We start from the raw sequence: 17,839 nt of genomic DNA, 5'->3' as shown, positions 1-17,839 counted from the left end.
GCATGGACGGATTTGCAGGTCGCGGAACCGTCGTCACGGGCGGTGCGAGCGGTATCGGGCTGGCCACCGCCACCGAATTCGCCCGCCGGGGCGCCCGCGTGGTGCTCTCCGACGTCGATCAGCCCGGCCTGGAGCAGGCGGTAAACCACCTGCGCGCCCAGGGATTCGACGCACACGGCGTGGTGTGCGACGTCCGGCATCTCCACGAAATGGTTCACCTCGCGAAAGAATCCTTCCGCCTGCTCGGCCGCGTCGACGTCGTCTTCAGCAATGCCGGCATCGTGGTCGCGGGTCCGATCGCGCAGATGACCCACGACGACTGGCGCTGGGTCATCGACATCGACCTGTGGGGCAACATCCACGCCGTCGAGGCGTTCCTGCCGAGGCTGCTCGAACAGGGCACGGGCGGCCACATCGCCTTCACCGCGTCCTTCGCCGGCCTCGTCCCCAACGCCGGCCTGGGAGCGTACGGCGTCGCCAAATACGGTGTGGTCGGCCTGGCCGAGACGCTCGCCCGCGAGGTCAAGGACAACGGCATCGGCGTTTCGGTGCTGTGCCCGATGGTCGTCGAGACCAAACTGGTTTCCAACTCGGAACGGATCCGGGGCGCGGACTACGGGCTGTCGTCTTCGCCGAAGGCGGCGGACGGGACGCTACCGACGCAGGACGAGGGCGTCGGCGTGGAAGATGTCGCCCGGTTGACGGCCGACGCGATCCTGGCCAACCGCCTGTACGTGCTGCCGCACGAGGCCGCCCGCGCCTCGATTCGTCGCAGGTTCGAGCGCATCGACCACACCTTCTCCGAGCAGGCCGCCGAGGGGTGGACCCACTAGCCGGCCGGGCCGAGCCGGTAGGCGCCCGTCTGGGGGTCGTGATACCAACCGCTCGCCGCGTGGGTGCCGCCGTCGACGTGCAGGGTCTGCCCCGTCAGATATGACGACATGTCCGACGCCAGAAACACCGCGGCGCCGGCCATTTCGTCGACATGGCCGGGGCGCCCGAGCGGCACCACGTGGCCGATCCCGCTCAGCGCGGCGTCGCCGCCCAGCGCGGCGTCGCCGCCCAGCTGCGCCAGGCCTTCGGTGAGCGTGATGTCGGGCGCGATCGCGTTGACCCGGATGCCGTGGGGCGCCAGTTCCAGCGCGGCGGTCTGGGTGTAGTTGATGACACCGGCCTTGGCCGCCGCGTACGCCGCGTAGCCCGGCGCCGCGCGCACGCCCTCGATCGAGGTGACCGAGATGATGCTGCCGCCGACGCCCTCGGACACCATCCGCCTCGCGACGCGCTGCGTACACAGCAGCACGTGGCGCAGATTGGCCCGGTAGAGCGCATCCCAGCCGTTCTCACTGGTTTCCAGCAGCGGCGACGAGAACACCCCGCCGGCGTTGTTGACCAGGATTGTCGGTGTGCCGAGTTCGGCGTTCGTGCGCTGCAGCGCGTCGTCGACCTGGGCGCTGTCCCGTACATCGGTCACGATGCCCAGCGCCCCAATGGATTCCGCGGCATCAGCGCAGGTCTGCGGGTCTCGTTCCCAGATCGCGACCGACGCACCGAAGGCCTTAAGGCCGGCCGCGATGCCGCGACCGATGCCCGCTCCCCCACCGGTGACCACCGCCACGCGGCCGGTGAGCATGATGTCCGAGGGATCGATCGCCATCTGCGGTCACATCACCGGCGCTCGGCCGATGACGCCGTCGGCTTCCAGCTGGGCGATCTCGGAGTCGCTCAAGCCGAGTCCGGCGAGCAATTCGTCGTTGTGCTGCCCCAGCAGCGGCGCGTGCCGGGTGTGGAACCTCGACGGGCCGGCTGACATTCTCATCGGCACGGTGCTGAGCCTAGCGGGGCCGTTGACCGGGTGGTCGACTTCCTCGAAGAAGCCGCGGAACGCGAGCTGCTCCAGCTCGGTCTGGCGGTGTGGTTGCATCACCTTGGCCACCGGGACGCCGGCGTCCCACAGGGTTGCGACGATCTCGTCGCCGCCTCGCCGCTCACACCATTCGGCCAACCCCTTGTCGATTGCGTCATGGTATTTCTTCCTGCCGGCTACGGAGGCCAGCTCGGGATCGGTTGCCCACGAGGGGGATCCGATGGCCGCACACAGGCCGTTCCACTGCTCGTCGGTGCTCACCGCTATCGCGACCCAGCAGTCGCGCAGGCCGAATTCGTCGGTGTCGGCGCTGCGATAGAGGTTTTGGGGCGCCGCAGTCGGTCCCCGGTTGCCCGCGCGTTCCAGCAGCGCCCCGTAGGCGGAGTATTCGATGATCTGCTCGGCGGCGATGCTGAGCGCGGCGTCCACCATCGCCGCTTCGACGAACACGCCCTGCCCGGTGCGGCGCCGATGCTCCAGCGCCAGCAGCAGCGCATTAGCGGCGTGCACGCCCGCGTTGGGGTCGCCGATCGAATACGGGTCGTAGGGAGGGCGGTCGGCATACCCGGTCAGCCACGTCAGTCCGGATGCGGCCTCGATAACGTAGGCGAAGGCCGGGTTGTCGCGCCACGGCCCGTCCAGCCCGAACCCCGGCATCCGGACCATCACCACGTCGGGTCGAATGGCTTGCACGGCGGCGAAATCCAACCCCATCTGGTCGAGCACCCGCGGTGTGAAGTTCTCCACGACCACATCGCAGGTCGCGATGAGCCGGCGCAGGAGTTCCCGGCCGCGCGGGCTCTGCAGGTCCAGCGTCAGGCCCTTCTTGTTGGTGTTCAGCGCCGCGAAGATCGGTGACTTCTCCCACCATTGATCTTCGGTGACGGGCACGCCGGCGATGAGCCGCGTCCCGTCTGGACGGCGGGCGGACTCGACGTGGATGACCTCGGCACCCAGCATCGCCAAGAAGTGGGTGCAGCAGGGGCCCGCCCAGAACGTTGTCATGTCCAGCACGCGAAGCCCGCTCAGCGGCAACCGATTCGCTTCTCCGGTGGGTGTGGGGCGGGAAACGGGCTCCGCGGCGCGGTACTGCGCGGTGTGCTCGCCCAGGCGCGGCGCCCGTTCCGGCCCGCGCAGCCGCGCGGGCGCCATGCGGTAGGGATGGCCCGGCCGCTGGAACTTCCCGGCCGGGTTGCGAACGAAGGAGCGCCGTGCTCGGAAGTGGTCCAGCGATGCGATGTTGGCGCCGTTGGCCACCGGGGCGTTGGGAATCCGGAACGCCGTTGCGAGTTCGCGAATCTCGTCGATCGTGTTGTCTTCGAACCATGCGTAGATCTCTGCGGCCTTGATGTTCGCCCGTTCGGTGATCGTCAGCGATGAATCCTCATCGATCCATTCCGGGTGCCCGACCATCGCGCACAGGTCGAACCACTGCTGAGCCGTCCCGCAGCCGACGTCGACCAGGCCGTCCTTGGCGCGCGCCACGCCCGGCACGGTGATGCGACGCGCGTCCCGCCAGGGGCGCCCGAGCATCTCGAAGTACGTGACGGGATAGTAGGTCAGGGAGAGAATTTGCGTCTCCAGCATCGACAGGTCCACGAGTTCACCGGGCCCATCGCCGTTGCGGCCGTGGCGCGATGCCAGGATGGCCGCACTCGCGTAGAGGCCCGCCAGGTACTCGCCGACCTGGCCGCCGACGTACACCGGGGCGCGGTCGGCCTCGCCGCGCCCGAGGCCGATGATTCCGCCCGACCATGCCTGCAGCGTGAACTCGGTGGCCGCCCGACCCCGCCAGGGCCCCTCCAGCCCGAAGGGCGTGATCGACATGACGGTGAGATGCGGATGGCGCCGGTGCATCGCCGCGGGCGCGAAGTCCTGACGTTCAGCGATTTTCGAGCCGCCGGACCAGACCACCGCATCCGCGGCCGTCAGCAACCCGTCGACCAGCTCGACGTCGTCGGCGATGCCGGGATCGGCGACGACGCTGCGTTTCGACCCGGCCAGAAAGGAGAACAACGCCCCGTCGCCGCCGGGCGGTATGGCCGCCCCGGAGGCGGACCAGGAACGCAGCGGATCACCTTCGGGGGGTTCGACTTTGACGACGTCCGCCCCGCCGCCGGCCAGCAACTTGGTGCAGTAGGCACCCGCGATGCCGGTGGACAGTTCGACCACGGTATACCCGGCCAGCGGTGGTTCCACGGTGGATTCCGCCACTAGCGCTTCCGTTTCCGGTCGCGCTCCCCCTTGCCGCCCCCGCCTTTGCGGCCCTTCTTGCTCAGGCGCCATTCCGGGGGGAACTTGTCGTCGTTGTCCTTCACCGCTGCGCCGAGGCCCCGTTCGATGGCGTCGCCGAGGGTGAAATCGTCGGGACCGTCCGGCCGGACGCGGCCGCCCATCGATTCGAAGAAGCCGCTGAGCATGCTGCCCATATACTCGCCCTGGAACTGCTTCATGATCTCGAAGAAGACCTTCTGCATGAACACCGTGTCGGTGGGGCGGTTGCGTGCGCAGGCCAGCGCGTACCTCTCCACCTCCGCCTCGAGCTCTGCGCGGGGCACCACACTGTTGAGAAAGTTGCAGTCGTACATCTCCGCTGCGGTGAAAGCCCTTCCGGTGAACACCATTTCCTGGAATTTGCGGATTCCCATGGTCTGCGCCCACCACCACATCCGCGGCCCCCAGCCGTAATAGCGGAACGACGGATGCCCGAACAGCGCGTCGTCGCTCGAGATCACCAGGTCCGCGTCGGCCGCCTGGTAGAAGTGCCAGCCGTAGCAGTAGCCCTTGGCCTCGAGGATGCTGATCTTCTTGAAATCCTGCAGGCCGCGTATTCCCGAGTTCGGGTTGGCGTACCACTGGCCCAGGGTCGCGCCATGCCGGAACGAACCCTCAGGGGGGAAGTGGACATCCTCGTCGCCGATCCGGTACTCGGCGAGCCGGTGATGCTCGTCCGCCGAGGTCTGCGCCGCCATTTCCTCAACGAGATCCGCGCCCGAGCCGAGGTCCTCGCCGGACCCGCGGATCACCAACACCTTGACCTCGTCGTCGATCGAGGCGCGGTGCAGCAGGTCCGCGTAGCGCAGGCGGGCGGCGATGGTGGGGGCGTCGAGCTGACCCAGGCGATCGAACGTGATGGTGGCGATGTGGGTCTCGGGGTCCTTGTGGTACTTGATGATCTCCTCGGCGGGCGGACCGGACGTGCCGGACATGGCTATTCGCGCCAGGACGGGCTGGAGGTCAGCACCTCGGGCCCGTCGGCGGAGATCAACACGGCCTCCCGACCGAAAACGGCGCCGACGCCCGACTCCCAGACGTAGCCCGTGACCGCCAGCACCATGCCCTGCTCCAACCGTTCGGCGGCCGCGGTCGCGGGCAGGTGCCGGGAGATCACCGGCGGGTCGAACCCCATGCCCAGGCCGCGGGCCACCGGCATCGGCGGCGCCGGCTCGCCCGCGGCCCGGTAGGCGTCCAGCAATTCGCCTGCCCCCGCCCCGGGTCGGCATGCCGCCAGCAGCCTGCCCCACAGGCGTTCCCATCGTCGATACACCCCAACCGCACCCCGCGCCTCGCCCACCGGCCAGGTTCGCCCGACCTCACCGATGTAACCACCGGCGAGCACACCGGCGGAGAATGCCACCAGGTCACCGTCTTTGACGCGGCCTTCGCCGGCGGCCCGCCGCCACGGGTGATCGGGTGAGGTCACCCACGCCACATCCTGGTTCGACGGGGTGCTCACCCCGCCGGCAGCGACAGCCTCCAGCAGCGCCCCGGCCAGCGCCTGCTCGCTCACGCCCGGTCGTAGTTCGGACACCGCGGCGGCCAAACCCTTTTCGGCCACCGCGATCGCCTCCCGCAACGACACCGCTTCTTCGGCCGTCTTGACGCGCCGGGCGGCGCGCATCGCCAGCTCGCCGTCGACGAGCTCCGCCTGCGGAAACGCCGTCGGCAGCAGCTGCGCGAACACCGGTGACATCGCGTCGGTCCCGACGCGTCGGGCGGTGGCGGCGCCATCGATGCGGCGCAGCGCCGACATGGTGTTCATCGGATTCCACGAGATGCCGTACAGGTTCTCGTGTGGGATGTCCTCGGGGACGCCTTCGTCCCACGTGCTGAGCAGATGGATGGCGCCGCTCGCGCGCACCAGCACGCATGTCGGACCGAATGGCCGGGTGCCCGCGACCCACAACTGCGGTGCACCGGTGACGTAACGGACGTTGGCTTGGCGGCCGAGGACCAGGACGTCGAGGTCGTGCGCCGCCATCTGTTCCAGCACGCGCTGACGGCGGCCCGAGCGCAGCGCGCGGTCGTCGGGGCAAACTTCAACTGACATGGGAGCCATAGGGGTCATAGGGGTAGTCGGTCAATCGGATCCAGCCTTCCTCGGTGATCACCAGGACCTCTTCGCTGCGGTATCCGCCGGTGCCGTCCTCCCACACCACGGGTTCCAACACCAGCACCATGCCCGCTTGCAGGACGAAGTTCTCGTCGAATTCCTGACCGAGATCCGTTCCGATCATCGGCATTTCGGCCGCGTTTACGCCGATGCCATGGCCCAGGTAGAAGTGCGGCAGCCACGGCTTGCTGCCGCCGTTGGCGGTGGTGGCAGCCCGCCCCAGATCGGCCGCCGTGACACCGGCCTTGGCGACGCTCAGGACGGCGGACATGATTTCGAACCACCGGTCGAACTGCGCCTGCTGGCGTGACGACGGGTCCCGGCCGACGATCCAGGTGCGTCCGAAGTCCGAGCAATAGCCGTGGTAGGTGATGCTGACGTCGGTCCACAGCACGTCGCCCTCGGCCAGTTCGCGCTCGGTGCTCAGCAGGGGCAACGCCAGGTCGCCGTGCGTGGTCCACACGCCCTCGGCCTTGCTGGGCGGCATCACCTGCCAGATCGGCTCGAGCATGCTGGCCGTGGCACCCAATTCGAAGGCCCGCCGCAAAAAGCTTGCCGACAGGTCGGTTTGGCGGATTCCCGGGGCCAGCCGCTTGTGGACCTCGACCATCGCCTCGTCGGTGATCCGGATGGCGGTGCGCATGCACGACAGTTCGTCCGGTGTCTTGACCGACTTGGCGGCGCTGACGATGGCCGCGGCATCGACGGGCGCACCGCTGGGGAACAACGACTTTGCGGCCCGCGTCATCGCGCCGGTGCATTCGTCGACCGCGATCACCGCCTTGGCGGGAATCAGGTCGGCCAGCACGCGAGCGAAATCGTCTACGCCCTCGTCGAACTCGAGATACACCGGGCCGTGCACGTGATCGGCGGGCAGACCCGACTCTTGCGAGGCGCCCTCGCGGAAAGGCAAAAACAGGTGCGGCCACTCGTCCGCGGCGAGCACCACGGCCACCGGCCGCTCCACGTAGGACAGGCCCGCATCACCCAGCGGCCAGCTGGTGCCGGTGGCGTAGACCACCGCGCTGTTGCCCAGCAGGATCATGGCGTCGACACCGCGTTCGGCCATCGCCGAGCGCAGCCGCGTCCCGGTCTCCCGGCGCATGCGGCTCAGGTCGGGCGTCTCCGGGATCACCAGGCTGCTGGTGCCCGCGCCCGCTTGCGCGAACGTCGTCATCGGGCCGCCCCTACAGGCCCAGGAACTTCGTGACGTTGCCGCTGACGATCTTCGCGGCGTCCGCGGGACCGACGGCGTCGACAACGGCGGCCAGTGACTTCTCGGAGTAGCCGTAAGTGCTTTCGTTGTGCGGGTAATCGCTGGACCACATGACCTTGTCCACCCCGATCCTGTCGATCAGCTCCAGCCCGAGCGGATCGACCATGAACGACGCGCTCATGTGGTTGTCCCAGTAGTGCCGCACGTCGTGCTGCAACGGCCGGTTGAACATGTGCTGGTAGGACGCCACCAGGTGCTCGGCGTCCTGCAGCGCCCACGGAACCCAGGAGATGCCGCCCTCGAACCAGCCGATCCGCAGAGCCGGGTGGTCGTCGAGGATCCCTCCGAAGATATACTTGGAGAAGGTTTCCCGGAACCCGTCGATGTTGATCATCATTCCGACGACGACGCTGTTGAATTCGGTCGGACTCTTTGGCGGCGTCTCCCCGATGTGGTGCGTGATCGGCAGGCCGGCGGCCTCGATCTCGTCCCAAACCGGCCTCATGGACGTGCTGGAGTAGTCGATCGGGTTGCCGTCGTCGCCCTTGCCGGGATTCAACGGTAATAGGAACGTCTTGAGCCCCAACGACTTCAGCTCGTCGAGCGTGCGCCTGGCCCCTTGGGGGTCCCACCAGTTGATCAGCCCGGCACCGTAGAAGTGGCCGCCCGAGCGCTCCTGGAGCTCCGCGATGTATTCGTTGTAGATGCGGAAGGCCAGCTCGCGCAGGTTCTTGTCCGGGTAGTGGAACAGCGCCAATATCGCGTTGGGGAAGGCCAATTCCTTCTCGACGCCGTCGTCGTGCAGTTCTTGAATGCGGGCCTCGATGTTGGTGCTCGCCGCACCGGGCAGGTCGTCGTACTGCATCAGCACCGCGCTGAAGTCACCCGGCAGGAACGACTGGCCCTTGCGGCCGACCTGGTAGGCGCCGTCCTCGTACCAGATCCGCGGCGCCTTGTCCTTGAGGTCGTCCGGAAAGCGTTGGTAGAAAATGTCGTCGGCCAGCGAGATGTGGTTGTCCGCGGAGAACACCACGGTCCCTGGCGGGAGGCCGACGTCCGCGCCCGCGGCGTGGCCGCGCCGATCCTTCGGGGCGCCGAAGCCGCCAGGCGGGTAAAGCGTCGCGGTGCTGGTGTGAGTCGTCATCGTTGACCCTCCATTCGGATCGGCATTGGGACAGTTGCGGCCTGGGGCTACCAGGTCACCGGGAGCTCGTAGACGCCGTAGGCGAGTCGGTCATCCTTGAAGGGAACATCCTCGATGGGGACGGCCAATTCCAGCGTGGGCACCCTGCGGAACAGGGTGCGGTAGACGATTTGCAGCTCGGCGCGGGCGAGCTGCTGCCCCACGCATTGATGCCGGCCGTAGCCGAAGGCGACGTTGCGGTCGGCCCCGGAGCGGTGCAGGTACAGCCGTTCGGGTTCGGGGAAGGCGTGCGGGTCCCAGTTGGCCGGGGCCAGATCGATGATGATGCCCTCGCCGGCGCGGATGGTCTCCCCGGCGATGTGGATGTCTTCGAGCGCGACGCGGCGCTGCCCATTCTGAATGATGCTCAGGTAGCGCAACAGTTCCTCGACCGCGCTGGCGATGACCTTGGGATCCTCGGCGTCGCGGATGACGGCCAACTGGTCGGGGTTCATCAGCAGGGCAAGCACCCCGAGGCCGATCATGTTCGAGGTGGTCTCGTGCCCGGCGATCAGCAGTCCGGTGCCCAGCTGGGCCGCTTCCTTCACGCTGAGCTCGCCGGCCTTGACCCGCTCGGCGAGGTCGGAGACCGCGTCCTGGGCCGGGTTCGCCATTTTCGCCTCGACCAGCTCCGCGAGGTACTTGTTGAGGCTCATGGCGCCTTTGACGGTGTCGTCGCCCGTCGCATAGCGCGCCAGCCCGGCGTTGGCGTGGCGCTGGAACATGTCCGCGTCCTCGTAAGGAACGCCGAGCAGTTGGCTGATCACCAGCGACGGGACCGGCAGCGCCAACGCGGTGACCACGTCGGCGGGCTGGGGTCCGGCCAGCATCGCGTCGATGTGGTCGTCGGTGATCTGCTGGATGGTCGGTCGCAGACCCTCGACCCGCTTGAACGTGAACGGTTTCGACAACATGCGGCGGAACCGGGTGTGCTCTTCGCCGTCGGCGGTGAAGACCGACCGCGGGCGCTTGTGCACGGTGGACAGCATGCCCGCGTTCCAGTGCGGGAACCCGGGCAGGCGGTCGTCGACGCTGACGCGTGAATCCGAGAACAGTTCCCGCACTTGCTCATAGCCGGTGACCAGCCACGGCGTGCTGCCGTCCCAGATCCGCACCCGCGACAGCGGTCGCGCCTCGGCCAGCGCCGTGACACCGGGCGGCGGGGCGAAGGGGCAGCCCGCCTGCCTCGGCATCGGATACTCCGGGATCTCCGCGGCCGCGTCGGTCGCGGAAGTGTTCGTCATCGTCTCGGGCATGTCATTCCTCGATGTGAATGGCCAGCGCGGGGCAGGCCGCGGCGGCGCGCCGCGCGCCCTCGGCCTGCTCGGCCGACGGATTGGGGTTGAGCAGAACGACGACGCCGTCGTCGTCGCGCTGGTCGAACACCTCAGGGGCGTTCATCACGCAATTTCCCGACGAGGCGCAGACGTCTTGGTCGACAGTCACTTTCATCTGCAGACCTTTCACTCGTACGACGTCACGGGTGCCAGCCACAGCCCCACGATGGCATCGATGAGGCCCGATGCGGCGGCCCGCCAGGACCGCCCCGGTGGCGAGGCGCCCGCGGCGAGCGCGCGTTCCCGGTCGGCGCAGGTGTGCATCAACAGGTTGCGGGCCATGATGTTTCGTTCGAAGTGCACCTCGGCCGGCAGCTCCGGCAGGCAGCCGTTGATGCCCTCGACCACCTGAACCAGGGAGGGCGAGCTCAGGGCGCCCTTGACGATGATGTTGTAGTAGGCGGGATCGGTCATCGCCTGCGCCGCGAATCGCGCATACCAGGTGGGGTTGCCGAGCTCCTCCAGGTGGTCGGTGAGGGGACGCACCAGACAGGCGACCCAATCCCTCAGCTCGGTGGAACCGCCCGACTCGAGCAGCTCGGCCACCATCTGCTCGCGTAGCTGCTCTACCGGCCCGCGGTGCTTGTGTTCGATCGCCCGCACCAGGTCGGCCTTCGTGCCGAAGTGGTAGCCGACCGCGGCGTTATTGCCTTGGCCGGCGGCCTCGCTCACCTGCCGGTTCGACACCGCGAACATGCCGTGCTCGGCGTACAGCCGCTCGGCCGCGACCAAGATCGCTTCCTGGGTGGAGCTGGCCCGTTCGGTGCGAACGGTCCGGCCGATGGTGGTCACCCGGTCAGTCAACCGTGGCCCATCGATTAAGTCAAGCGATTGATTTAATTCTGGGATTTGCGGCTGGGTGACCGCTTGGATGCCACTTGGCGGACGGCGGGTGACAAAGGTCCCTCGCCGGGGTCGGCCCCGCGGGGTCACGATGGTTTCTTGCGTGTCGGGAGCGTGGTGGTGCCAGGACAGTGAAGGACCGGTGGGGGTAGTCATGTTGTCAGCCAACCGGGTCTCGGCCATCGAGGACTCCGCGTGGTTCCAGTCGAAGTGGGCGCCGTACCTGGTGACCGATGCCGACTGGCGGATCCGTGCGGTGAACGTGGCCTGCGAACGGGTGTCGGGGCACCCGCGGGAAAGCTTGCTCGGCCGTCCGCTGTTCGACGCCTTCCCGGAGAACCCGGCCGACCCGGAAGCCGACGGCGTGGCCAACGTCTCGGCGTCGCTGGAGTTCGTCCTCCGCCGCGGGGTCCGGCACTGGCTGGGCGTGCAGCGCTACGACCTTCCCGACCCGCGGAATCCGGGCGAATTCGTCTACAAAGTGTGGACACCGATGAATTCGCCGATCAAAGAAGGCAAGAAGACGGTCGCCGTGCTGCAACACGCCCAGGATGTCACCCGCGTGGTGCCGCCCACCCCCGCGGACCGCGCGTATCCCAAACTGTTCGAGTTGAGGAGCGCGGCCGAATTGCTGGCGCGCCAGTTCCCCGACCTTCCCACCGAGGCGGTGCTGAGCGTGTTGACGCATTCCCACAGCGTGATCGCGGAAAGCGCCGGCACCGAAGACCTCACGCGCGCGCAGGCCCTGGCCAAGCTACGGCTGGAAACCCACGCCGGGCATCCCGCCGAAGGGCCCTGACGCGAACCCTCACCCGCTGTTGCGCGAGCGGATCACCTTGCCGGCGGAGGTCCCCCCGTCGACCGGCAGCACCGCACCGGTGACATAGCGGGACCGATCGGTGGCGAAGTACAGCGCCGCCTCGGCGACGTCGTCGGGCGTGCCCTCCCGCTTCAGTGGCCGGTCGTCACGCATCCCCTGGCGGATCCGCGCCTCGAACCGCGCCAGCTCCGCCGGGTCCACGTCGACCGCCGACGACGCCAGGATCGGCGTCGGGATGCTGCCTGGTGCTATCGCGTTGACGCGAATCTCGTGGTGCGCCAGCTCAATTGCCGCGGACTTGGTGAACTGGATGACCGCCGCTTTCGAGGCACGGTAGATCATCACCCCGCCGCCGGCCTGGATCCCGCCGATCGATGTCAGGTTGATGATCGACCCGCCGCCGCGGTCGGCCATGTGCCGGGCGGCGTCGCGGGTACCGGCCATCACTCCCAGCACGTTGACGCCCATCACGCGGTGGAAGTCGGCGAGGTCGTCGTCGAGCAGCCGGCGCAGCGGGCTCGAGATTCCGGCGTTGTTCACCATGACGTGCAGGCCACCGAACTGCTCGACGGCGGCGGCGACCAACGCCGCGACCTGTCCGGGATCGGAGACGTCGGTCCGCCGGAACAGCGCGGCGGCGCCCAGCGTGGTGGCCAGTTCCTCGCCCATGGCCGTCTCGACGTCGGCGATGACGACCCGCGCCCCCTCGGCGGCGAACCGTTCCACGATGCCGCGGCCGATGCCGGACGCCCCGCCGGTGACGATGGCGACCTTGCCGTCCAATTCGTTGACCACCCGACGAGTTAATCGGGGCCGCGAGCATTAAGTCAAGCAGTTGATTTAAGGGCTGCCGTGACTCGGCGTCGCCTCGCGGAAACACGGAGGGTTCCGCAGGGCCCGTGCAAGGGCCATGCTGGGTGGGCCAGTTCGTCGGGAGATTCGGGAGGCGTGGTCATGAAGGTTTTGGTCGTCGGGGGCAGCGGACTCATCGGATCGCAGGTCGTCGCCCAGCTCACCGAGCTGGGGCACGAGGCCGTCCCGGCCTCGCCGAGGTCGGGGGTCAACGCCGTCACGGGCGAGGGCGTCGCCGACGCGTTGGCCGGCGTCCACACGGTTGTCGATGTCTCCAACTCGCCGTCCTGGGCCGACGAGGACGTTTTGAACTTCTTCACCACCTCTACCCGCAACCTGCTCGAGGCGGAGCGGGCGGCCGGCGTGCAGCACCACGTCGCGCTCTCGATCGTGGGGGCGGACCGGACGGCTGAAAGTGGTTACATGCGAGCCAAAGTCGCCCAGGAAGAAGAAATCGTGGGCTCGGGAGCCACGTATTCGATCGTGCGGGCGACCCAGTTCTTCGAATTCGTTGACGGCATCGCCGATTCGATGACCGACGGTGGCACCGTCCGCGCCCCGCACGGGGCGTTCCAGCCGATCGCCGCCGCGGACGTCGCCACGGCCGTGACCCGTGCGACGACCGGCGACCCCATCAACGGGCTGATCAACATCGCCGGCCCCGAGAAGCGCGGTATGGACGATTTCATCCGGACCCGGTTCGCCGCGACCGGCGATGAGCGCCGGGTGGTCACCGACAATGACGCCCGCTATTACGGTGCGGTGCTCGACGACCGCAGCATCGTCCCCGTTGATGGCGAAGACGTCGTCGTCTACCCCACCACGTTCGGCGCCTGGATGGCTTCCCACGCGCCCAACGGCGCCCAGTAGGCAACCCGACAATCCGAGATTGCCATGAGGGCTGTGGCCGCCATCGACTGCACGACCCTGGCGGCAGTCTCGACATGAACCGCGTAGGTAGTTGCGCGCAGCCCCGCGGCCGAGCAGCGTATAGGACGCCAAGGATCGACGACGACGAGGAGCGGTGATGTCTGTGCTTCCCACGGGCGAGACCACTGTCCCCGGCGCTCGGCTCACCAGGCGCGGATTCATGGCCGCCGGAATCGCCGGCGGCTTCGCGCTGGCAGCGTGCAGTCAGTCGAAGCCGCCGCCATCCGCCAACGCTCAGCTGGCCGCCGCCATCGCCGCGGCCGAGGCCGCCCGACCGCACAGTGGCCGCACCGTCACCGCCGGCCTGACCGCCCAGCAGGTCCAGATCGACCTGGGTGGACCGGTCGTGCGCACGCTGGCCTACGGCAACACCATTCCGGGCAAGCCGATCCGGGCCAGGATCGGCGACGAGCTGGAGGTGACGGTGTCGAACCGGCTCGACCGCCCGACCTCGGTGCATTGGCACGGCATCGCGCTGCGCAACGACATGGACGGCGCCGCGCCCGCCACCCCGAACATCGCCGCCGGGCAGGACTTCACCTACCGCTTCTCCGTCCCGAATGCCGGCACCTACTGGGCCCACCCGCACACCGGTCTGGACGCCGACACGGGCCTGTACCTGCCGGTCATCGTCGACGACCCGACCGAAGGCAATTACGACGCCGAATGGATTGTGGTTCTTGATGATTGGACCGACGGGGTCGGGAAGTCGCCGCAGCAGCTGTACACCGAACTGACCAGCCCGAACAAACCCGCCCCACCAAGCGCCCCCGAGACCACGACGAGTGCGACCACCACTACCACCACTACGGCCAGTGAGACGCCGACGACAACGTCGTCGACCGGTGAGACCTCGACATCGTCGATCAGCACCACCACCTCGAGCAGCCCGGCAGCCGGGGCGCCGGGGGGAGGCGTCGGCAAGAGCGATCTGCTCGGCGGCGACGCCGGGGACATCGCCTACCCCTACTACTTGATCAACGGCCGAATCCCCGCCGCCCCCATGACCTTCAACGCCAAGCCGGGACAGCGCATCCGGATCCGTTTCATCAACGCCGGCTCGGACACCACGTTCCGCGTCGCGCTGGCCGGCCATTCGATGACGGTCACCCATACCGATGGTTATCCCGTGGTGCCGGTCCAGGTCGACGCCCTGCTCATCGGCATGGCCGAGCGCTACGACGTCATCGTGACCGCAGCCGACGGCGTTTTCCCGCTGGTCGCGCTCGCCGAAGGGAAGAACGCGTTGGCGCGAACGCTGCTGTCCACCGGGGCGGGCAGCGCACCCGACCCGGGGCTCCGTCCGGCCGAACTCGACCGACGGGTGGGCACCGTCGACATGTTCACCGCGACAACACCCGTCAACCTGGGCCGGCCGCAGCCCGGCCTCAACCTCCCGGTCGTCCTGGGCGGCAACATGACCCAATACAAGTGGACGATCAACGGAAAGCCCTACAGCGACACCGAGCCGCTGCACGTCCGTCAGGGTGATCGGCCCACGATCACGTTCGACAACACCACGATGATGTATCACCCGATGCACCTGCACGGCCACACGTTTCAACTGATCAAGGCCGACGGTAGTCCCGGTGCGCGCAAGGACACCCTCATGGTGCTGCCCAAGCAGAAGTTGCTCGCCGTGCTGGTGGCCGACAATCCCGGCCTGTGGCAGTTGCACTGCCACAACACCTATCACCAAGAAGCCGGCATGCAGACCCGGCTGGACTACGTGTTCTAGGCGCTCGCGGCGAGAAAGTCCAAGAGCAGCCGGTTCACCGTGGTCGGCTGTTCGATCTGCGGGCAGTGGCCGGCCTGGTCGACCACGACCGAGCGGGCGCCGTCGATCGCCTTGGCGATCTGAGCGGCCCAGCCGGCCGGGAGCAGCTTGTCGTCTCTCCCCTCCACGACCAGCGTCGGCACCGTGATGCGTTCGTACGAGCGGGTACTCGAGGGCGTGGCGGACGGCGTGGCGCCCGGGCGGCGAAACCTCGCCGCGGCGACCGCTTCCCACGCGCCGGGCGCGGTGCTGGACTCGTAGCGGCGCCGCACGTAGCGGTCGTCGGCGGGGTAGCCCGGGTCGGCGAACAGCGCCTCGACGATGCGCCGCATGCCGGGAAGCGTTGCGTCGTACTGTTGTAGCGCCTCGAAGTGCCGATTCTGCTGAATCTCCCCACCTCCGCAGATGGTCACCAGGCTGCGGACGGGCAGCCGCGGCGCGTCCGAGGTGGCATCGGTGAGCAGGTTGATCGCGCCCATCGAGTTGCCCACGAAGTGCGCCGAGTCGATGCCGAGCAGCTCGCAGAACCGCGCCACGTGCCGAATCCGCATCCCGCGCCCGTCGACGAAGTCGATGACCTTCGCCGACTGGCCGAAGCCCAGCTGGTCCGGCGCCAGCACCCGGTACCGCGACGCGAGCGCGGCGATGTTGTGTTCCCAGCCCAATTCGGCGCTGGCGCCGAACTCCCCGCCGTGCAGCAGCACCACCGGGTCGCCGTCGCCCGCTTCCAAATAGCCGGTCGTCAGGCCGTCCACCAGGATGGTCCTGCGCTGGAAGTCCATCACTTGATCGCGATCGGGTTGACCGGAGAGCCCACGGCGCCGACCACCCGCAGGGGCGGGGCGACGAGCTGGAACTCGTAGACGCCGTCGGCGGCGCAGTCCTCGGCCAACGCGGTGAGATCCCAGTATTCGCCGAAGATCATCCCCATATCACGCAGGCAGAGCAGATGCAGGGGGAAGGTGATGCCGTCGATTCCGGACACCAGGTCTTCGACCTGAAGGTTGTCGGCGGCGACGGCCGCGATCTCGTGATCGTGCAGCCACTGGGCGCATCGCCAGTCCAGCCCGGAATAGCCTTCCGTTTTGTTCCCGGTCATCAGAAATCTTGTCCACCAGCCGGTCCGGATGAGCAGGATGTCACCTCGGCCGATCGTCACACCCTGGGCGCGAAGCACGTCGTCGAGTTCTTCCGGCGAGATCGGGTTCCCGGCTTCCAGGAAGACCTCCGCCCCCCGATGGCGAACCATGTCCAGCAGCACGCCGCGGGACGTGATGCCCTTGACGTCGACCTTGTCGATGCCGCAGTGGTAGGCGCCCATGCTGGTCACCGAATCCGCGGCGAAGCCGTTGTAGAGCTGATCGTCGTAGTAGACGTGGGACAGCGCATCCCACTGGCTGGCCGCCTGCAGCGGCATGATGATGATGTCGTCGTTGAACCGAAACGGGTTGTCGGCCGTCATGTAACCACTCAGCTGCTGGGCCAACGGGTTACGCGGCCAGCTGGGCCCGTACTTGGCCAGCGTGTTCACGTCCCCCCCGTCGACGGTCATGATGTGGACCGGGTTGTGCCGGAACTCGAAGGCGCCCTGCGGCCCCGAGGCGCCGAAGTCGACGCCGAGCGGGAACACCTTGCCGTGCCTGACCAAACTCGCCGCCTGGGCGACCTTCTCCGCGGTGATGAAGTTCAGAGTGCCGAGCTCGTCGTCGTCCCCCCACCGTCCCCAATTCGAGACCTCACGCGCGACCCGGCGGAAATCAGTCAAGTCGGTCACGGGGCTCCTTCCCGTCCATTCAAGAGCTCACGAGCGATCGCCGCGCCCACGTTTCCGCCGTCCACCCAGATGATCTGCCCCGTGATGTAGCTGGCCGCACCACTATTCAGGAAGAGCAATACCGCGGCCTGTTCCGCGGGGTCGGAAACCCGACCCAAAGGTTTGGGGATGTCGTCGAGGAAGCCCTGCCCGTACGCCGTGCGCAGCTGGTCGAGGATCGGAGTCTCGGTAACCCCGGGTCCCGTACAGTTGATGCGGATTCCCCTGGCGCCCAACGGCGTAGCACTTCGCATGGTGTAATAGATGATCGCTTCCTTGGACAGTTGGTAGCCATTGCCCAGGCCTTCGCGATTGGCGTGACACCAATCGATGCCCTCCTGCATCGTCGCGGTGTTCAGCAGCGGTGCCACCTCCGCCGCATGTTCGCGGTAGGCGGCCGCCGCGAGGGAGGAGACGCTCACGATCGAGGATCCCGCAGCCATGTTCGGGACCAGCGCCTCGGTCAAATGACGCAGGCCCAGGAAGTTGACTGTGGCGACCAGCGCCGGATCACCGATCCCGGACGAGACACCGGCGACGTTGAAGAGGGCGTCGGCCGGCCCGTCGATCGATGCCACGGCGTCCTCGATCGAACCCGGGTCGGCCAGGTCCGCCTCACGAAAGCCGTTGAGCCGGAAGTCGGGCCGGCGCTTGTCCAGCCCGATGACGTCCGCACCGAGTTCGGTGAGCTGGCGCACCACGTGCGCGCCGATGCCCGAGGCGCATCCGGTCACCACCGCGCGGCGGCCGTCGTAACGCCAGAGCTCGTCGATCGATCCCAAGCCCGGCTCCTCATTCAGCGACCTTG

At 67.9% G+C, this 17,839-nt stretch carries 17 protein-coding genes; 4 read left to right on the top strand and 13 right to left on the bottom strand.

The window, feature by feature from the left end; translation table 11 throughout:
* The first annotated feature begins 2 nt into the window (after window positions 1–2).
* Entirely contained in the window at window positions 3–833 is an 831-nt protein-coding gene (locus A5692_RS14370; RefSeq protein ID WP_068057022.1) for an SDR family NAD(P)-dependent oxidoreductase, read from the top strand.
* Here A5692_RS14370 and A5692_RS14365 read toward each other — a convergent pair.
* The 9 genes from A5692_RS14365 to A5692_RS14325 form a co-directional block, all read right to left on the bottom strand.
* Window positions 830–1,657: an SDR family NAD(P)-dependent oxidoreductase gene (locus A5692_RS14365; protein ID WP_068057020.1), complete on the bottom strand. Its 828-nt coding sequence runs from the start codon at window positions 1,655–1,657 to the stop codon at window positions 830–832. The genes A5692_RS14370 and A5692_RS14365 overlap by 4 nt on opposite strands.
* 6 nt (window positions 1,658–1,663) lie before the next feature.
* Window positions 1,664–4,081, bottom strand: a complete 2,418-nt coding sequence (locus A5692_RS14360; protein WP_231984321.1) for a CaiB/BaiF CoA-transferase family protein — start codon at window positions 4,079–4,081, stop codon at window positions 1,664–1,666.
* On the bottom strand, window positions 4,081–5,076 hold the full coding sequence (locus A5692_RS14355) for an enoyl-CoA hydratase/isomerase family protein (RefSeq protein ID WP_068057016.1): 996 nt from the start codon (window positions 5,074–5,076) through the stop codon (window positions 4,081–4,083). Before A5692_RS14355 ends, A5692_RS14360 begins: the two co-directional genes overlap by 1 nt.
* Window positions 5,077–5,078: 2 nt before the next feature.
* Complete coding sequence (locus tag A5692_RS14350; RefSeq protein WP_068057014.1) at window positions 5,079–6,197, bottom strand: Xaa-Pro peptidase family protein; 1,119 nt, start codon at window positions 6,195–6,197, stop codon at window positions 5,079–5,081.
* On the bottom strand, window positions 6,187–7,437 hold the full coding sequence (locus A5692_RS14345) for a Xaa-Pro peptidase family protein (RefSeq protein WP_068057012.1): 1,251 nt from the start codon (window positions 7,435–7,437) through the stop codon (window positions 6,187–6,189). Before A5692_RS14345 ends, A5692_RS14350 begins: the two co-directional genes overlap by 11 nt.
* Before the next feature lie 10 nt (window positions 7,438–7,447).
* Window positions 7,448–8,509, bottom strand: coding sequence for an amidohydrolase family protein (locus A5692_RS14340; RefSeq protein ID WP_197514464.1), 1,062 nt, complete (start codon window positions 8,507–8,509; stop codon window positions 7,448–7,450).
* Window positions 8,510–8,667: 158 nt separating this feature from the next.
* Window positions 8,668–9,915 carry a cytochrome P450 gene (locus A5692_RS14335; protein ID WP_068057007.1) on the bottom strand — a complete coding sequence of 416 codons (1,248 nt, stop codon included), beginning with the start codon at window positions 9,913–9,915 and terminating at the stop codon, window positions 8,668–8,670.
* Window position 9,916: 1 nt separating this feature from the next.
* On the bottom strand, window positions 9,917–10,111 hold the full coding sequence (locus A5692_RS14330; RefSeq protein ID WP_068057084.1) for a ferredoxin: 195 nt from the start codon (window positions 10,109–10,111) through the stop codon (window positions 9,917–9,919).
* Between the two features lie 11 nt (window positions 10,112–10,122).
* Window positions 10,123–10,788 carry a TetR/AcrR family transcriptional regulator gene (locus tag A5692_RS14325; RefSeq protein ID WP_068057000.1) on the bottom strand — a complete coding sequence of 222 codons (666 nt, stop codon included), beginning with the start codon at window positions 10,786–10,788 and terminating at the stop codon, window positions 10,123–10,125.
* A gap of 205 nt (window positions 10,789–10,993) precedes the next feature.
* Between A5692_RS14325 and A5692_RS14320 the strand changes: the two genes are divergently transcribed.
* Complete coding sequence (locus tag A5692_RS14320) at window positions 10,994–11,638, top strand: PAS domain-containing protein (RefSeq protein WP_068056997.1); 645 nt, start codon at window positions 10,994–10,996, stop codon at window positions 11,636–11,638.
* A 9-nt stretch (window positions 11,639–11,647) separates the two neighbouring features.
* Here A5692_RS14320 and A5692_RS14315 read toward each other — a convergent pair whose 3' ends face one another.
* Window positions 11,648–12,454: an SDR family NAD(P)-dependent oxidoreductase gene (locus tag A5692_RS14315; protein ID WP_068056993.1), complete on the bottom strand. Its 807-nt coding sequence runs from the start codon at window positions 12,452–12,454 to the stop codon at window positions 11,648–11,650.
* Window positions 12,455–12,613: 159 nt separating this feature from the next.
* Here A5692_RS14315 and A5692_RS14310 point away from each other — a divergent pair, with 159 nt between their 5' ends.
* Both A5692_RS14310 and A5692_RS14305 read left to right on the top strand, forming a co-directional pair.
* Entirely contained in the window at window positions 12,614–13,381 is a 768-nt protein-coding gene (locus tag A5692_RS14310; RefSeq protein ID WP_068056991.1) for an SDR family oxidoreductase, read from the top strand.
* 157 nt (window positions 13,382–13,538) lie between these two features.
* Entirely contained in the window at window positions 13,539–15,179 is a 1,641-nt protein-coding gene (locus tag A5692_RS14305; protein WP_068056988.1) for a multicopper oxidase family protein, read from the top strand.
* Here the strand turns inward: A5692_RS14305 and A5692_RS14300 are convergent.
* The 3 genes from A5692_RS14300 to A5692_RS14290 are packed head-to-tail and all read right to left on the bottom strand — an operon-like array spanning window position 15,176 to window position 17,813.
* The gene (locus A5692_RS14300) at window positions 15,176–16,000 is read right to left on the bottom strand and encodes an alpha/beta fold hydrolase (protein WP_068056986.1); all 825 of its coding nucleotides are present in this window, start codon (window positions 15,998–16,000) and stop codon (window positions 15,176–15,178) included. The two genes, A5692_RS14305 and A5692_RS14300, sit on opposite strands and share 4 nt — an antisense overlap.
* Window positions 16,000–16,992 (bottom strand): cyclase family protein, encoded by a 993-nt coding sequence (locus A5692_RS14295; protein WP_068056985.1) that lies wholly within the window; start codon window positions 16,990–16,992, stop codon window positions 16,000–16,002. The genes A5692_RS14300 and A5692_RS14295 overlap by 1 nt, the downstream gene beginning before the upstream one ends.
* On the bottom strand, window positions 16,989–17,813 hold the full coding sequence (locus A5692_RS14290) for a coniferyl-alcohol dehydrogenase (RefSeq protein ID WP_068056983.1): 825 nt from the start codon (window positions 17,811–17,813) through the stop codon (window positions 16,989–16,991). Before A5692_RS14290 ends, A5692_RS14295 begins: the two co-directional genes overlap by 4 nt.
* Window positions 17,814–17,839 lie beyond the last annotated feature (26 nt).

Origin of the sequence: Mycobacterium sp. E342 (assembly GCF_001667665.1) — a bacterium.
Taxonomy (GTDB): domain Bacteria; phylum Actinomycetota; class Actinomycetes; order Mycobacteriales; family Mycobacteriaceae; genus Mycobacterium.
This window is presented reverse-complemented; position numbering and strand designations above follow the sequence as displayed.